This window comes from Pseudonocardia sp. NPDC046786, assembly GCF_040645415.1.
Taxonomy (GTDB): domain Bacteria; phylum Actinomycetota; class Actinomycetes; order Mycobacteriales; family Pseudonocardiaceae; genus Pseudonocardia; species Pseudonocardia kongjuensis.
The window spans coordinates 290,773-305,376 of record NZ_JBEYYF010000003.1 but is presented as its reverse complement, the minus strand read 5'-3'; the positions used below and the strand labels follow the sequence as shown (position 1 = coordinate 305,376).

The 14,604-nt window shown below is 77.0% G+C and carries 13 protein-coding genes, 2 pseudogenes and 1 riboswitch; of the genes and pseudogenes, 11 read left to right on the top strand and 4 right to left on the bottom strand.

Annotated features, from left to right (window positions below; translation table 11 throughout):
- Positions 1–10: 10 nt before the first annotated feature.
- Complete coding sequence (locus ABZ881_RS05300; RefSeq protein ID WP_358481973.1) at positions 11–976, top strand: cobalamin biosynthesis protein; 966 nt, start codon at positions 11–13, stop codon at positions 974–976.
- Between the two features lie 65 nt (positions 977–1,041).
- Here ABZ881_RS05300 and ABZ881_RS05295 read toward each other — a convergent pair whose 3' ends face one another.
- Positions 1,042–1,440, bottom strand: coding sequence for a hypothetical protein (locus ABZ881_RS05295; protein ID WP_358481972.1), 399 nt, complete (start codon positions 1,438–1,440; stop codon positions 1,042–1,044).
- 53 nt (positions 1,441–1,493) lie between these two features.
- On the bottom strand, positions 1,494–2,372 hold the full coding sequence (locus tag ABZ881_RS05290) for an SURF1 family protein (RefSeq protein WP_358481970.1): 879 nt from the start codon (positions 2,370–2,372) through the stop codon (positions 1,494–1,496).
- A 41-nt stretch (positions 2,373–2,413) separates the two neighbouring features.
- Here ABZ881_RS05290 and ABZ881_RS05285 point away from each other — a divergent pair, with 41 nt between their 5' ends.
- The 10 genes and pseudogenes from ABZ881_RS05285 to ABZ881_RS05240 all read left to right on the top strand — a co-directional run bounded on the left by ABZ881_RS05285 (position 2,414) and on the right by ABZ881_RS05240 (position 12,213).
- Positions 2,414–3,952 carry a cobyric acid synthase gene (locus tag ABZ881_RS05285; RefSeq protein WP_358481968.1) on the top strand — a complete coding sequence of 513 codons (1,539 nt, stop codon included), beginning with the start codon at positions 2,414–2,416 and terminating at the stop codon, positions 3,950–3,952.
- The gene (locus ABZ881_RS05280; protein WP_358481966.1) at positions 3,949–6,189 is read left to right on the top strand and encodes a VWA domain-containing protein; all 2,241 of its coding nucleotides are present in this window, start codon (positions 3,949–3,951) and stop codon (positions 6,187–6,189) included. Before ABZ881_RS05285 ends, ABZ881_RS05280 begins: the two co-directional genes overlap by 4 nt.
- Positions 6,190–6,203: 14 nt before the next feature.
- On the top strand, positions 6,204–6,818 hold the full coding sequence (gene cobO, locus ABZ881_RS05275; protein WP_358481965.1) for a cob(I)yrinic acid a,c-diamide adenosyltransferase: 615 nt from the start codon (positions 6,204–6,206) through the stop codon (positions 6,816–6,818).
- Positions 6,815–8,185: a cobyrinate a,c-diamide synthase gene (locus ABZ881_RS05270; RefSeq protein ID WP_358481963.1), complete on the top strand. Its 1,371-nt coding sequence runs from the start codon at positions 6,815–6,817 to the stop codon at positions 8,183–8,185. Before cobO ends, ABZ881_RS05270 begins: the two co-directional genes overlap by 4 nt.
- Positions 8,182–8,577, top strand: a pseudogene (locus ABZ881_RS05265) (cobalamin biosynthesis protein); the annotation flags it as partial. The gene ABZ881_RS05270 and the pseudogene ABZ881_RS05265, both read left to right, overlap by 4 nt.
- A 490-nt stretch (positions 8,578–9,067) precedes the next feature.
- The gene (cobA, locus tag ABZ881_RS05260; RefSeq protein WP_358481961.1) at positions 9,068–10,288 is read left to right on the top strand and encodes a uroporphyrinogen-III C-methyltransferase; all 1,221 of its coding nucleotides are present in this window, start codon (positions 9,068–9,070) and stop codon (positions 10,286–10,288) included.
- A gap of 27 nt (positions 10,289–10,315) precedes the next feature.
- Positions 10,316–10,498, top strand: a pseudogene (locus tag ABZ881_RS05255) (TetR family transcriptional regulator); the annotation flags it as partial.
- Between the two features lie 39 nt (positions 10,499–10,537).
- Positions 10,538–10,918: a hypothetical protein gene (locus ABZ881_RS05250; protein WP_358481960.1), complete on the top strand. Its 381-nt coding sequence runs from the start codon at positions 10,538–10,540 to the stop codon at positions 10,916–10,918.
- Positions 10,919–11,148: 230 nt separating this feature from the next.
- Complete coding sequence (locus tag ABZ881_RS05245; RefSeq protein WP_358481959.1) at positions 11,149–11,622, top strand: hypothetical protein; 474 nt, start codon at positions 11,149–11,151, stop codon at positions 11,620–11,622.
- Positions 11,596–11,792, top strand: a riboswitch (cobalamin riboswitch). Its footprint overlaps the gene before it by 27 nt.
- Before the next feature lie 37 nt (positions 11,793–11,829).
- On the top strand, positions 11,830–12,213 hold the full coding sequence (locus ABZ881_RS05240) for a hypothetical protein (protein ID WP_358481957.1): 384 nt from the start codon (positions 11,830–11,832) through the stop codon (positions 12,211–12,213).
- A 109-nt stretch (positions 12,214–12,322) separates the two neighbouring features.
- On the opposite strand, the gene ABZ881_RS05235 is transcribed toward ABZ881_RS05240, so the two are convergent.
- Both ABZ881_RS05235 and ABZ881_RS05230 read right to left on the bottom strand, forming a co-directional pair.
- Positions 12,323–13,828 (bottom strand): DNA polymerase IV, encoded by a 1,506-nt coding sequence (locus ABZ881_RS05235; RefSeq protein WP_358481955.1) that lies wholly within the window; start codon positions 13,826–13,828, stop codon positions 12,323–12,325.
- On the bottom strand, positions 13,825–14,535 hold the full coding sequence (locus ABZ881_RS05230) for a 4'-phosphopantetheinyl transferase superfamily protein (RefSeq protein ID WP_358481953.1): 711 nt from the start codon (positions 14,533–14,535) through the stop codon (positions 13,825–13,827). The genes ABZ881_RS05235 and ABZ881_RS05230 overlap by 4 nt, the downstream gene beginning before the upstream one ends.
- Positions 14,536–14,604 lie beyond the last annotated feature (69 nt).

The following is a 14,604-nucleotide window of genomic DNA, read 5'->3' as shown; positions in this document are numbered from 1 at the left end:
CGTCACCCGCATGCGCGACGGTGCCCGGGCGGCCGGGCTGATGATCGGGATCCTGGCGGACGCGACGCTCGGCGACCCGCGGCACGGGCACCCGGTCGCGGCGTTCGGCACGCTCGCGGCCGCGCTGGAGCGGCGGCTGTACCGCGACTCCCGGGCCGCCGGGGTGCTGTACACGACGGTGCTGGTCGGCGGGACGGTCGCCGCCGGCGTGCTGGTCGGCCGGATCGGCGGGCCGGTCACCCGGACCGCCGTCACCGCCGCGTCCACCTGGGCGGTGCTGGGCGGGACGTCCCTGGTCGGCGAGGGCACCGCGCTCGCCGCGGCGCTCGACGCGGGTGACACGGCCGCGGCCCGCACCCGGGTGACCCACCTGTGCGCCCGCGATCCGGAACTGCTCGACGCCGACGGCATGGCCCGGGCCGGCGTCGAGTCGCTGGCCGAGAACACCTCGGACGCGGTGATCGGCCCGCTCGTGTGGGGCGCCGTCGCGGGCGTGCCCGGGCTGCTCGGCTATCGCGCCGTGAACACCCTCGACGCCATGGTCGGCTACCGCTCGGCACGCTACGAACGGTTCGGCTGGGCGGCGGCCCGGCTCGACGACGTGGCGAACCTCGTCCCGTCCCGGATCACCGCCCTGCTCACCGTCGCGCTCGCCCCGGTCGTCGGTGGATCGCCGCGGGACGCGCTGCGCGCCTGGCGCCGCGACGCCGCCGCCCATCCCAGCCCGAACGCCGGACCGGTTGAGGCGACCGCCGCCGGCGCACTGGGCCTGCGGCTGGGCGGGCCGACGACCTACCCGTACGGCACCGAGAACCGGCCCACCCTCGGCGACGGCCACCCGCCGCGCCGGGCCGACCTGGCGCGGGCCGCACGCCTGTCGCGGCTGGTGGCCGCGGCCGCCGGGGTGCTGGCGATCGGCACAGCCTGCACGGTCGGCGCAGCCCGCACGGCGGCCGGGTCCCGCGCCGGGGCGTGACGGCGCTGCCCGGGCCCACCCGCGAGGTGGGCGGACATCGCCCGGGGGCCCGACCCGGCGGCGACCTACCGGCGCGCGCCGCTCAGGATCACGCCTGCGAGCAGCGCCGGGACGACCCACTCGGCGGCGCGGATCGCGGCCGCCGGGGTGTCGTCGCGGCCGCCCAGCACGGCGGTGCCCGCGGTGACGCCCGCGGCGGCGACGGTCAGCCCGATCCCGACCGCGTCACCGCTCCCGCGACGGGTCGCCAGCTGACCGAGACCCCCGGTCAGGGTCGCGGCGAGCGCGGCCCGCGCGATCGGGGTCCAGGTGGACCAGCCGGCCTGCGCGACCCGCTGCCGGTCGGCGGGCCCGCCGGCGGCGTCGGCCGCGGCGTTCAGGCCGGAGACCCCCATCAGCGAGCCGCCGAACCAGGCGGCGGCGCCGACGTCACGAAGGGCCCGGAATGCGGTCGCGCGGTCCATGTCTCTCCTCGGGGAGCGCCGATGTGTGCGCGCGAGACCCTAGCGCCGGGCCGTCACCGGTCCGCGCGACCCTCGACACCCTCGCCGGTCGCCATCGCGGGACCGTCCGAGCCGGGACCCTCTGAGCCGGGACCGTCCGAGCCGTAGCCGTCCCGGCCGGACAGCTGCTCGCGCAGGCTGCCGCGGGTGTCCCGGCCGCCGCGTCGTTGCAGCATCTCCAGCCGGATGAAGATCACCAGCGCGACCAGCGCGACCACGCCGAACGTCAGCCACTGCAGCGCGTAGGAGAAGTTGCTGAACGGCGCCCCGCCGCCCGGCGGTGCGATCGGGATCGGGTTCAGCACCCCGGCCTGGTCCTCGTCGAGGGACACGACGCCCTCGACCGGATCCGTGCCGGTCGCCTCGGCGAGGGCCCGGGAGTCGGCCGCGTAGATCTGCCGGGTGCCGCCGTCGAGCAGCGGCGGCCTGCCCTGCGGGTCGTTCTCGTTGAGCCGCAGCCGCCCCTCGACGCTCACGGTGCCGGTCGGGGCGGGCGCGAACCCGGGCACGACGCCGCCCTCGCCGCCGGCGACCGTGCCCCGGTTGACGACGACCAGTCGCCCGTCGGTGAGCCGTAGCGGCGTCAGCACCTCGTAGGCGGGTGCGCCGTCGACGACCCGGAGCCGGACCAGCGCCTCGGCGTCCTGCTCGTAGGTGCCGGTCAGGTCGACCCGGCGCCAGATGTCGTCCGGCGAGACGGCCTCGCCCGGCGGGACCAGCTCGGCGAACGGGACGGCCGGGGTGCCGTCGGCGGCGGCGATGGCGGCATTCTGCGCCTCCCGTTCGGCCTCGCGATCGAACTGCCACGGCGCGAGCAGCGTGTAGCAGGCCACCACGAACGCACAGACGACGCCGATGAAGGCGAGCCAGCCGGGCCGGAACAGGAAACGCACGCCGTCCAGGGTAGTCGTGCCGCACAGGGATACTGACCGGTGTGGCAGTCGACCTCTCGGGCGCGGTGCTGATCGCCGGGACGACCTCGGACGCGGGAAAGAGCGCCGTCGTCGCCGGCATCTGCCGCTGGCTGCACCGGCGCGGGGTGTCGGTGGCGCCGTTCAAGGCCCAGAACATGAGCAACAACTCGGTCGTCACGCCGGACGGCGGGGAGATCGGGCGGGCCCAGGCGATGCAGGCCCACGCCTGCGGGATCGCCCCCGGTGTCGATCTCAATCCGGTGCTGCTGAAGCCGGGCAGCGACCGGACCTCCCAGGTCGTCGTGCGGGGGCGGGCCGACGGGCAGGTGTCGGCGCTGTCCTACCGGCACCGCACCGCGGCACTCGCCGAGGTCGTGGCCGACTCGCTGGCCCGGCTGCGGGAGCGCTACGACGTCGTCGTCTGCGAGGGCGCCGGATCCCCCGCGGAGATCAACCTGCGCGCCACCGACCTGGCGAACATGGGCTTCGCCCGGCGCAACGACCTGCCGGTGCTCGTCGTCGGTGACATCGACCGCGGCGGGGTGCTCGCGCACCTGTTCGGCACCCTCGCCGTCCTCGAACCGGCCGACCAGGCGCTGGTCGCCGGATTCGTGATCAACAAGTTCCGCGGGGACGTCCGGCTGCTCGAACCGGGGCTGGGGCAGCTGCGGGCGCGCACCGGCCGTCCCACCCTGGGGGTGCTGCCGTTCGTCGAGGGTCTGTGGCTGGACGCCGAGGACTCGCTGTCCGCCGTCGCCGACGGGATCCTCGGCCGGCCCGCACCGCCGCGCGGCGGGCAGTGGCTGCGGGTGTCGGTGGTCCGGCTGCCGCGGATCTCCAACGCCACCGACGCCGAGGCGCTGGCCTGCGAGCCGGGCGTCGCCGTCCGGTACGTGACCGAGCCGTCCCGGATCGCCGACACCGACGTCGTTGTGCTGCCCGGGTCGAAGTCCACCGTGTCCGATCTCGGGTGGCTGCGGTCGTCCGGGATGGCCGACGCGGTGCTCGCGCACGCCGCCGCCGGACGGCCGGTGCTCGGCATCTGCGGCGGCTACCAGATGCTGGGCGCCGCGATCGCCGACCCGCACGGCGTCGAGGCGCCGGCCGGGACCGCCGTCGACGGGCTCGGCCTGCTGGACCTGGAGATCGCCTTCGACCGGGCGAAGCACCTGGCCACGCCGTCGTCGACCGCCTGGGGGCATCCGGTGACCGGGTACGAGATCCACCACGGCCGGGTCGTGCGCTCCGGCGATCCCGGCCTGGTCGGCGACGAGGGCTCCGATCGCGGCCACGTGCTCGGCACGCACTGGCACGGGCTCGCCGAGAACGACGGCTTCCGGCGTGCGCTGCTGACCCGGCTGGCCGCCGAGGCGGGCCGGGACGGCTTCCGGGTGGCGGACGACACGTCGTTCGCCGCCGAGCGGACCCGGCAGGCCGATCTGCTGGCCGACCTGGTGGAACGACACCTTGACACGTCGTCACTTGAACATGTGATCCGACACGATGGACCCGCCGACCTCCCGGTGCTGACGTCCGGTCTGGCAGCCTCGGCCGGGTGAGCGCTGCGGTGACGTCCCCCCGATTCCCGTTCTCCGCCGTCGTCGGGCACGACGACCTGCGGCTGGCGCTGCTGCTCAACGCCGTGCACCCGGGCGTCGGCGGTGTGCTGGTGCGCGGTGAGAAGGGCACCGCGAAGTCGACGGCCGTGCGGGCGCTGGCCGCGCTGCTGCCGGATCTCGACGTCGTCGAGGGCTGCCGGTTCGGCTGCGATCCGGCCGCCCCGGACCCCGGCTGCCCGGACGGCCCGCACCTGCTCGGCGAGCCCAGCGCCCGGCGCCCGGCCCGGCTGGTGGAGCTGCCGGTGGGTGCCACCGAGGACCGCCTGGTCGGGTCGCTCGACCTGGAGCGGGCGCTGTCCGAGGGCAGGCGCGCGTACCAGCCGGGGCTGCTCGCCGACGCGCACCGCGGGGTGCTCTACGTCGACGAGGTCAACCTGCTGCACGACCACCTGGTGGACCTGCTGCTCGACGCGGCCGCGATGGGCCGCGCACACGTCGAGCGGGACGGGGTCTCGGTCGCGCACGCAGCCCGGTTCCTGCTGGTCGGGACGATGAACCCGGAGGAGGGCGAGCTGCGCCCGCAGCTGCTCGACCGGTTCGGGCTGACCGTGGAGGTGCGGGCCTCGCGCGACGTCGACACCCGGGTCGAGGTGACCCGGCGGCGGCTGGCGTTCGAGGACGACCCGGCCGGGTTCGCCGCCCGGTTCGCCGACGCCGAGACCGACACCGCCGCCCGGTTGCGCGCCGCCCGGGAGCGGGTCACCGCGGTCCGGCTGCCGGACCGGGAGCTGCGCCGGATCGCGTTCGTCTGCGCCCGGTTCGACGTCGACGGGATGCGCGCCGACCTGGTGATCAGCCGGGCGGCCGCGGCGCACGCCGCCTGGGAGGGGCGCACCGCCGTGGTGGAGGACGACGTCCGGGTCGCCGCCCGGCTCGCGCTGCCGCACCGGCGCCGGCGCGACCCGTTCGACGAGCCGGGGATCGACGAGAAGGACCTCGAGGAGGCCCTGCGCGACGCCGAGGACCAGCTCGGCCCCGACGACGATCCGGACCCCGACAGCCCGGACCCCGACGGCCCGGACCCCGACGGCCCGGACGGCGGGGCCGGTCCCGACGGATCAGATCTGCACGACGGATCCGGCCCGGACGGAACCGGCGAGGAATCCGGCCCGGACGGGGCCGGACCGCCGGGCGGCTCCGGTCCGCACGACCGGCGCGGCCCGCAGGACGGGCCGGACCGGCCCGGCGCGGACGGTGGCCCGGCCGGGGACGACCCGAGCCACGACGCAGGCCCCGGCGATCCCGCCGGCACGGACGCGCAGCAGGACCCCGGTCCCGACGGCTCGGGGGACACCGACCGGCGGCCGGGTGGCGACGGCGGGAAGGGGAACGCCGTCGTCGTCGGTGCCGCCGCGCGGCTGCGCCGGGCGACGATCCGGAAGTTCGCCGTCCCCGGCCTCGGCGCGGGCGCACCCGGGCGCCGGTCGCGGGCCCGCACCGAGACCGGCCGGGTCGTCCGGCCGACCGACGGGGGCACCGCCCGGGCCGCCGACCTGCACCTGCCGGCCACCGTGCTGGCGGCGGCGCCGCACCAGGCGCAGCGCGGCCGCAGCGGCCCCGGGCTGCTCGTGCAGCGGGGTGACCTGCGCCGCGCCGAGCGGGAGGGGCGCGAGGGGAACCTGGTGCTGTTCGTCGTCGACGCGTCCGGGTCGATGGCCGCGCGCACCCGCATGACGGCCGTCTCCGGCGCCGTCCTCGGCCTGCTGCGGGACGCCTACCAGCGTCGCGACAAGGTCGGGCTGGTGACGTTCCGGGCCAGGGCGGCGGAGCTGACACTGCCGCCGACGTCGTCGGTCCCGACCGCGCAGCAGCGGCTCGCGACGCTGCGCACCGGCGGCCGGACCCCGCTCGCCGAGGGCATCCTGCGGGCCCGCTCGGTGCTCGCCGCCGAACGCCGCCGCGATCCGCGCCGCCGCCCGCTCGTCGTGCTGCTGACCGACGGCCGCGCCACCGTGCCGGCCCGCCCCGGCGGCGATCCGGTGGCCGACGCCCGGCGCGCGGCCGGCCTGCTGGCCGACGACGGCGTGCACACCGTCGTCGTCGACTGCGAGTCCGGGCACGTCCGGCTCGGGCTGGCCGGGCCGCTCGCCGCGTCCGCCGGTGGCGAGCTGGTGACCCTGGACGAGCTGACCGCCGAGAGCGTGGGGGACCTCGTCCGGTCCGCCCGCACCGCCTGAGAGGAGGGCCCGCCGTGCCGCAGGGACAGGTGAGCGTCACCCCCGCAGACGGGCTGACCACCCGGCAGCGCCGCAACCGGCCGCTGCTGGTCGTGCACACCGGCGTCATGAAGGGGAAGTCGACGGCCGCGTTCGGGATGGCCCTGCGTGGCTGGAACCAGGGCTGGTCGATCGGGGTCTTCCAGTTCGTGAAGTCGGCGAAGTGGAAGGTCGGCGAGGAAGAGGCGTTCCGCGCGCTCGGCCGGGTGCACGACGAGACCGGGGAGGGCGGCCCCGTCGAATGGCACAAGATGGGCTCGGGCTGGTCCTGGTCGCGCAAGCAGGGCTCGGAGACCGACCACGCCGAGGACGCCCGCGAGGGCTGGGCCGAGATCCGCCGCCGGCTGCGCGACGAGCGGCACGGCCTCTACGTGCTCGACGAGTTCACCTACCCGCTGAAGTGGGGCTGGATCGACGTCGACGAGGTGGTCGCCGAGCTGACCGACCGGCCCGGGCACCAGCACGTGATCATCACCGGCCGGGACGCGCCGCAGGCACTCGTCGACGCCGCCGACCTGGTGATGGAGACGACGAAGGTCAAGCACCCGATGGACGCCGGCCAGAAGGGGCAGCGAGGGATCGAGTGGTGACCGCGCGCGCCCTGGTGGTCGCGGCACCGTCGTCGGGGAGCGGGAAGACGACCGTCTCCACCGGCCTGATGGCCGCGCTGCGCCGCCGGGGCACCCGGGTCGCGCCGTTCAAGGTCGGCCCGGACTACATCGATCCCGGCTACCACACGCTGGCGGCGGGACGGCCGGGCCGCAATCTCGACGTCGTGCTGCAGGGCGCGGAACGGCTCGCCCCGCTGGCCCGGCACGGCTCCCGGGACGCCGACGTGGCCGTCGTCGAGGGGGTGATGGGCCTGTTCGACGGCCGCATCCCGGACGGCTCCGGTTCGACGGCGCAGGTCGCCGCCGCGCTGGGCGTGCCGGTCGTGCTGGTGGTGGACGTCCGCGGGCAGTCCCGGTCGCTGGCCGCGCTGCTGCACGGCTTCCGGTCGTTCGATCCGTCGGTCACGGTCGCCGGGGTGATCCTGAACCGGGTCGGCTCGGCGCGGCACGAGGAGGTGCTGCGCGCCGCCGCCGACGAGATCGGGCTGCCGGTGCTCGGCGCGGTGCCGCGGCGGGCCGAGCTCGCCGTGCCCTCCCGGCATCTCGGTCTGGTCACCGCCGCGGAGCACGGTGCCGCCGCGACCGCCGCCGTGGACGCGATGGCGGAGCTGGTCGCGGCGCACGTCGATCTCGACGCGGTGCTCGCCCTCGCCCGGCCGCTGCCCGACGGCCCGCTCTGGGACCCGGACGCCGAGATCGCCGCCGCCCTCGCAGTCCGGGACGCTGCCCGGCCGGTGGGGGTGGCCTCGGGTGTTGCCCGGCCGGTGGTCGCGGTGGCCGGCGGCCCGGCGTTCGGGTTCGGCTACGCCGAGCACGTCGAGCTGCTCGCCGCCGCCGGGGCGCAGGTCGTGGTCGTCGATCCGCTGCGTGATCCGGACCTGCCGGACGGGACGTCGGCGCTCGTGCTGCCCGGCGGCTTCCCGGAAGAGCACGTCGGCGCGCTGGGGGAGAACCGCTCGCTGCGGGCGGCGGTGGCCCGGCTGGCCGCGTCCGGCGCACCGGTGCACGCCGAGTGCGGCGGGCTGCTCTACCTGTGCCGGGACCTCGACGGCACTCCCATGTGCGGGGTGCTCGACGCCTCGGCCGCGATGACCGACCGGCTCACTCTCGGCTACCGGGACGCGGTGGCGGTGTCGGCGTCGCCGCTGTTCGACGCCGGGGCGCGGGTGGGGGCGCACGAGTTCCACCGCTGCGCGGTCACCCCGCGGGCAGGTGCGGAACCCGCCTGGGCGTGGCGCGGCGGGGAGCCGGAGGGCCACGTGGCCCGCGGCGTGCACGCCTCCTTCCTGCACACCCATCCGGCGGGCAACCCCGACGCCGTTGCCCGCCTGGTCGCCGGCGCATGATCACCGGTTCTGGAGCGGAACGCCCGCGAGGTGGAGATCCGGCTCCACAACCGGTGATCACCGTGGGGGTGGGGATGCGGCCGGGGGTGACGGCCGCTGCGGTGCAGGGGCTGCTGCGCCGGGTGGCGGCGGAGCACGGCCTGGAGCTTGGTCCCGCCGTCGTCGCGACGCTGGACCGGCGGATCGCCGAGCCGGGGCTGCTGCAGGCCGTCACGCCGCGCATCCCGCGCGGTTTCACCGCCGAGCAGCTCGCCCGGGTTCCGGTGCCGACCCCCAGCGATCTGGTCGCCGCCGCCACCGGGACGCCCGCGGTCGCCGAGGCCGCGGCGCTGCTGGCGGCCGGCCCCGGCGCGGTGCTGCTGGTGCCCAAGACCGCGGGCCGGGGAGTGACCGTGGCGGTCGCACGGTCCCCGGCCCCCCGAGCCGCTCCTGCCTCGAATCCCGCGCCGCCCCTGGATCCGTTCACGCCCTCGCCCCCGGCGCCGCCACCTGCCCGGCCCTCCTCCCCCCCCCCGGCACCCGGCCTCGCCCCGCCAGCCGCACGGGTTCGCTGCGTTCGCACGGGATCCGATGCCGTGCGAACGCAGCCATCCCGTGCGAATCGTGGCCAGGGCGGTGGCGGTGGCCGGGTGCGGCTGCGCGCCGCGTGCCGTGGCCCGTGCCCGCGCGGCTGCCGGGGCCGGGGCTGGGGCGGGGTATGGGTGGTCCGGTGTGGGTTTGGCCTCCGCGGGGCCTGCCGAGGGCGTCCGGCTCGTTATCCTCGACCGCCGCCGCACGGGAGCCGGGGTTCACCGGACCGGGCACGCACCGCCGGGGCGGGCACGGGGCACCGGGGACGGGCCGCCGGGGGATGGGCACGGAGCGCCCGGGAGAGGATCGTCGTTGAGCGCGCAGCACGAGCAGTACCTGGTCGGTCTGGACCTGTCCGGCCGGCGCGTCGTCGTGGTCGGCGGGGGGCAGGTCGCCCAGCGCCGGGTCGCCCGGCTGATCGCGGCCGGGGCGCTGGTCGAGGTGGTGTCGCCCGAGGTCACCCCGGCCGTCGAGGGCATGGTGTCGGCCGGTGAGATCACCTGGACCGCCCGCCGCTACGCCGAGGGTGACCTGGCAGGCGCCTGGTACGCGATCGCCGCGACCGACGACGCGGCGGTGAACGGGGCGGTCACCGCGGAGGCGGAGCGGGACCGGGTGTTCTGCGTCCGCGCCGACGACGGGGCCCGGGGCACCGCGGTCACCCCGGCCACCGGCGCGCACGACGGGCTGACCGTCGGCGTGCTGGCCCGGGGCGCGCACCGGCGTTCGGCGGCGGTCCGCACCGCGCTGGTCGAGGCGCTGCAGTCCGGCGTCGTCGACGAGAGCGCGGAGCCCCCGCAGCCGGGTGTCGCGCTGGTCGGCGGCGGCCCCGGCGATCCGGAGCTGATCACCGTCCGCGGGCGGCGGCTGCTGTCCCGGGCCCAGGTCGTCGTCACCGACCGGCTCGGCCCGCGCGACCTGATGGACGAGTTCCCGCCGGACGTCGAGGTCATCGACGCCTCGAAGATTCCGTACGGCCGGGCGATGACCCAGGAGAAGATCAACGAGCTGCTGGTGGAGCATGCCAGGGCCGGGAAGTTCGTGGTGCGGCTCAAGGGCGGCGACCCGTTCGTCTACGGCCGCGGGTTCGAGGAGGTGCAGGCGTGCGCCGCTGCCGGGGTGCCGGTCACCGTCGTCCCGGGCATCACCAGCGCGTTCGCCGCGCCCGCCGTCGCCGGGACACCGGTGACGCACCGCGGGGTGGCGCACGAGATCGTCGTCGTCTCCGGGCACGTCGCGCCGGAGGACCCGCGCAGCCTCACCGACTGGACGGCGCTCGGCCGGATGACCGGCACCATCGTGCTGATGATGGCGGTGGAGCGGCTCGGCCGGTTCGCCGAGGTCCTCGTCGAGCACGGCCGCGACCCGGCGACCCCGGTGCTGATCGTGCAGGACGGCACCACCCGGATCCAGCGGACCGTGCGGGCGACCCTGGCGACGGCCGCCGAGGTCGCCGCCGCGGAGGAGGTCAGCCCGCCCGCGATCGTGGTGATCGGCCCGGTCGCCGGGCTGGAGGCCCCCGTCGGACCGTGACGCCGGTCCTCCACCCGCAGGCTCGCCGACGCCGCCGCGCTGCGGATGGGCCCCGACGTCGATCCGCAGCTCCCGGTGCTGATCGCCTCGATGGCGATGGCCGCCGTCCGCACCGGCATGGAGAACTGGGCGCGCTCGACCGACGCCGGCGACTCCCCGTTGCCCCACGTGGAGCGCGCGGTCGCGCTACTCCGGACGGTGTTCAGCTGAGCGGAGACCCCCACATGTCCCAGTCCACCCGCGCTGGCCGTGCTCGCCCTGATCGACACCGGGACCGGCTACTCCACCGGGCTGCTGCCCGCACTGATCGTGTCCGGCGTCGGCCAGGGCATGACCTCCAGCACCTCGATGAGCAGCGCCACCCGCGACCTGCCCGCCGACCAGGTCGGGGTCGCCCCGGCCACCACCAACGTCATGCAGCAGCTCGGCGGTTCGCTCGGCACGGCGGCGCTGTCCACCGTCGCCGCGACGGTCGCCGTCGCCGTCGCCGCCGGTGGCGGGGCGGAGGCCACCGTGCAGGGCTGCGCCGCGGCCTTCACGGTCGCGTCCGGGCTGTCCCTGGTGACCGCGCTGGCCTGCCTGTTGGTGATCCCTCCCGGGCGCAGGCCGGCGCCGGAGCCCCGGCCGTGACGACCGTGCCCGGCTCCTCCCGGGTGCTGTGCTTCGGCGACTCCAACACCTACGGGATCGTCCCGGGGAGCGGGCCAGGTACGCCGCCGGCGTGCGCTGGCCGGGGGTGCTGCAGCAGCTGCTCGGCGCCGGTCACGACGTCGTCGAGGAGGGGCTCCCCGGGCGCACCACCGATCTCCAGGACACGATCCTCGGCCGGCCCGGCCGCGCCGGGCTACTTCACCGCCTGCGTGGACAGCCACCTGCCGCTGGACGTGATCGTCCTGATGCTCGGCACGAACGACCTGCGGACCCGCTACGCCCGCACCCCGGACGACGTCGCCCGCGCGCTCGGCCGCTACCTGGACCATCCGGCCGGGTCCGCGGCGACGCTCGGGCTGCCGGCGCCGCGGTTCGTGGTCGTCGCGCCGCCGCCGATGGACGGGACCGCCGAGCGGTTCGTCGCGTCGATGCCCCCCGGGGGCTACGACGCGGCCTCGGCCGCCGCGTCACGACGGCTCGCCGGGCCGCTGCGCGCGCTGGCGGCCGCCGGTGGTCACGCGTTCCTCGATGCGGCCCCGATCACCCGGACCGGGATAGCCGGCTGCCATCTCGATGCGGACTCGCACCGGCGGTTGGCCGGTGCGCTGGTCCCGGTGGTGCGGGACCTCGCCGCCGGGCAGGCGTCACCGTCACTCGTTGTTGACCCCCCGACCGGCTCGTGATGGGCTGACCCGGACGACGGTGCAGGAAGCCGGTGCGAGTCCGGCGCGGTCCCGCCACTGTCACCGGGGAGCGCTCCCCACCCCGCAGGCCACTGCCCGGCGAGGGTGGGAAGGCGGGGGAGCGCGTCGATCCGGGAGCCAGGAGACTGGCCGTCGTCGCAGGAGTTCCCACTGTTGAGGGCGCGGACCCTCGAGGAGGACATTGCGATGAGCGTCGACCCGCTCCCCACCCTGGTCGTTCTCGGCACCGAGCCGGCCGGTGAGTCGGCCGGGCACGGGCTGGAGGGCCTGCTCGCGGACGCCGACACCGTCTTCACGTTCCCCCGCGGGCCGGAGTCGGTGGCCCTGTTCTACGCCGAGGCGTGGCGGGTCGAACGGATCTCCCCGCGCGACGCGGTCGGCCGGATCACCGCCTGGGCCGGCGACCACCCGGCCGGCAACGGGGTGCTGCTGGTGGCGGGCGAGCCCGCCGCTGACGTCGCGCTGGGCGCGGTGCTCGACGGCCTCGCCCGCACCGCACCCGGACTCGGGATCCGGGTCGCCGCGGGCACCCGGGTCGCCCCGCCGCACCGGAGCCCGCTGATCGGCTGAGCGCCGGTCGGCCGAGCCTGGTCAGCAGAGCGCCGGTCGGCCGAGCCCGCTGGTCGGCTGAGCGTTGATCGGCCGGGTCCGCTGATCGGCCGGGCCCGGTCCGGCCGGTTCACCCGGCCGGCCGCCAGCTCAGGAGCGGATCGGCGCGGGTCAGCTGCGGATCGGCGGCGTCCAGCGTGCGGGTGCGGCCCGGCCCGGTCAGCGCGGTCTCGAACCGGACGGTGACCCGGCCGTGCCCGGCGCCCTGTACCCAGCCGTGGCCGTGTTCGGGATGGCCGACGTCGTCGCCGGCCCGCCACGGCCGGTCGTCGCCGGGCGGCTCCCCGGGAGCCGCCCGGCCGGCCGGCTCCTCCCCGGGCACCGCCGGGTGCCCCGCCGGCTCCTCGACCGCCACCGGCGTGCTCATCCGCCCGGCCGCAGCGCCGCTCGGGGCCGCTGTGCCGGGGGCCTCGCCTCCCGGGGCCGCCCTGCCCGGTCCCGTGCCGTCCGGGTCCACCGGGGCCGCGCGCCACCCCTGTGCCGAGGGCACCGCGTCGAACAGGGCCAGCGGCGGCTCCTCGCCGAAGCCCGACACCGACACCCCGAGCAGCCGCACCCCGCCCTCGCCGACCGCGGTGTCGGCGAGCCGGCGGGCCACCGCGACCAGCGTGGCGAGGTCCCGGCTGGGGAACGGTGTCGTCTCCGACCGGGTGTGGGTGACGAAGTCGCCGGTGCGCGCCTTGACGGTGACGGTGCGCGCGGCCCGGCCGTCGGCGACCAGCCTGCGGTGCACCGCCACGCAGATCGACTCGACGGCGGCGTGCACCGCGGACATCGCGGTCAGGTCGGTGTCGAAGGTGGTCTCGGCGCTGATCTGCTTGGCCGCGCCGCGCGGGGCGACCGGCCGGTCGTCGATCCCGCGGGCCAGGCGGTGCAGCTCGGTGCCCATCGCCGTGCCCAGCACCCCGGTGACCTCCCGGCCGTCCATCGCGGCGAGCTGGCCGATCGTCTCGATCCCGATCCGGCGCAGCGCCTCGCCGGACACCGGCCCGATGCCCCACAGCGAGCGCACCGGCAGCGGATCGAGCACGGCGCCCTGCTCGGCGTGCGCGACGACCCGCAGCCCGTCCGGCTTCGCCAGCTCGGAGGCGATCTTGGCGATCTGCTTGCCGGAGCCCGCGCCGACCGAGGCGGGCAGCCCGGTCCGCTCCCGGACCGCCGCGCGCAGCCGGGTGCCGAAGTCCCGCACGGTGTCCGGCGAGGCGCCGGCCAGCGCCGGGGGCTCGATGAACGCCTCGTCCACCGAGACCGGTTCGAGGACCGGCGAGAACTCGGCGAGCACCGCCATCACCTCGTCCGAGACCGCTTTGTACAGCGGGAACCGGGGCGGCAGCACGGTGGCGTGCGGGCAGCGCCGCCGGGCCTGCCCCATCGGCATCGCCGAGCGCGCCCCGAACACCCGCGCCTGGTAGCTGGCGCCCGCGACGACGCCGCGCGGCCCCGCCCCGCCGACCAGCACCGGACGGTCGGCGAGGGTGGGCCGGGTCAGCTGCTCGACGGAGGCGAAGAACGCGTCCATGTCGAGGTGCAGCACCCAGCGCGCCCCGGTCGCGCCCGGCCGGTCCGGCGAGCTCACCCGCCCATGGTGCCCCGGACCACCGACAGGACCGCGTCGCCGTCGGAGACCGTGATCAGCGGCACGTCGGCACCGGCGCCGGCGACGGCTCCGGGATGGTCCGGGTGCGGGGTGTCGATGTCGGCGAGCCACCACGAGCCGGTCGCGTCCGGCCAGTGCAGGACCCGCGCCGGGTCGCCGGGCGCGGACAGCGTGATGGCGTCCATCGGCGCGGACAGCCCGTCGCCGGTGGCCTTGAGCAGGGCCTCCTTGCGGGTCCAGGTGACCAGGAACCCGGCCGGGCCGGGCAGTCCCCGCTCGCGCTCGCCGGGGGACAGTGCGTGCCGGGCCAGCCCCTCCAGCCCGGTCAGCTCGCGGTGCTGCTCGACGTCGACGCCGACCGGGCCGGGCCCCAGCGCCACCCCGACCAGCGCGCCGGAGTGGGTCAGCGAGAAGCCGGGGGCGGCGTCGCCGTGCCCGGCGAGTCGCGGCTTGCCGTGCGGCTTCCCGCAGCGGCAGGTGCGGTCCATGTCGATCGACGCCGGATCGGCGCCCAGGTGCTCCGCCAGCACCAGCCGGGCCAACGCGTGCGCGGCCAGGTAACGGGCCCGGTCCCCGGCGCGGCGCAGCGCCGCCATCCGCTCGCGCTCGTGCGCGTCCAGCAGGGCCACGAGATCGGGCCGCCCACCGGGATCGGTCGGGGCGGCCCACCACACGGTCACGGTCACGGCGTCCAGCCTCGCACGCGCCGGCCGATCACGGATCGGGAACCCGGACGGTCGCGCGGCGACCGTTCC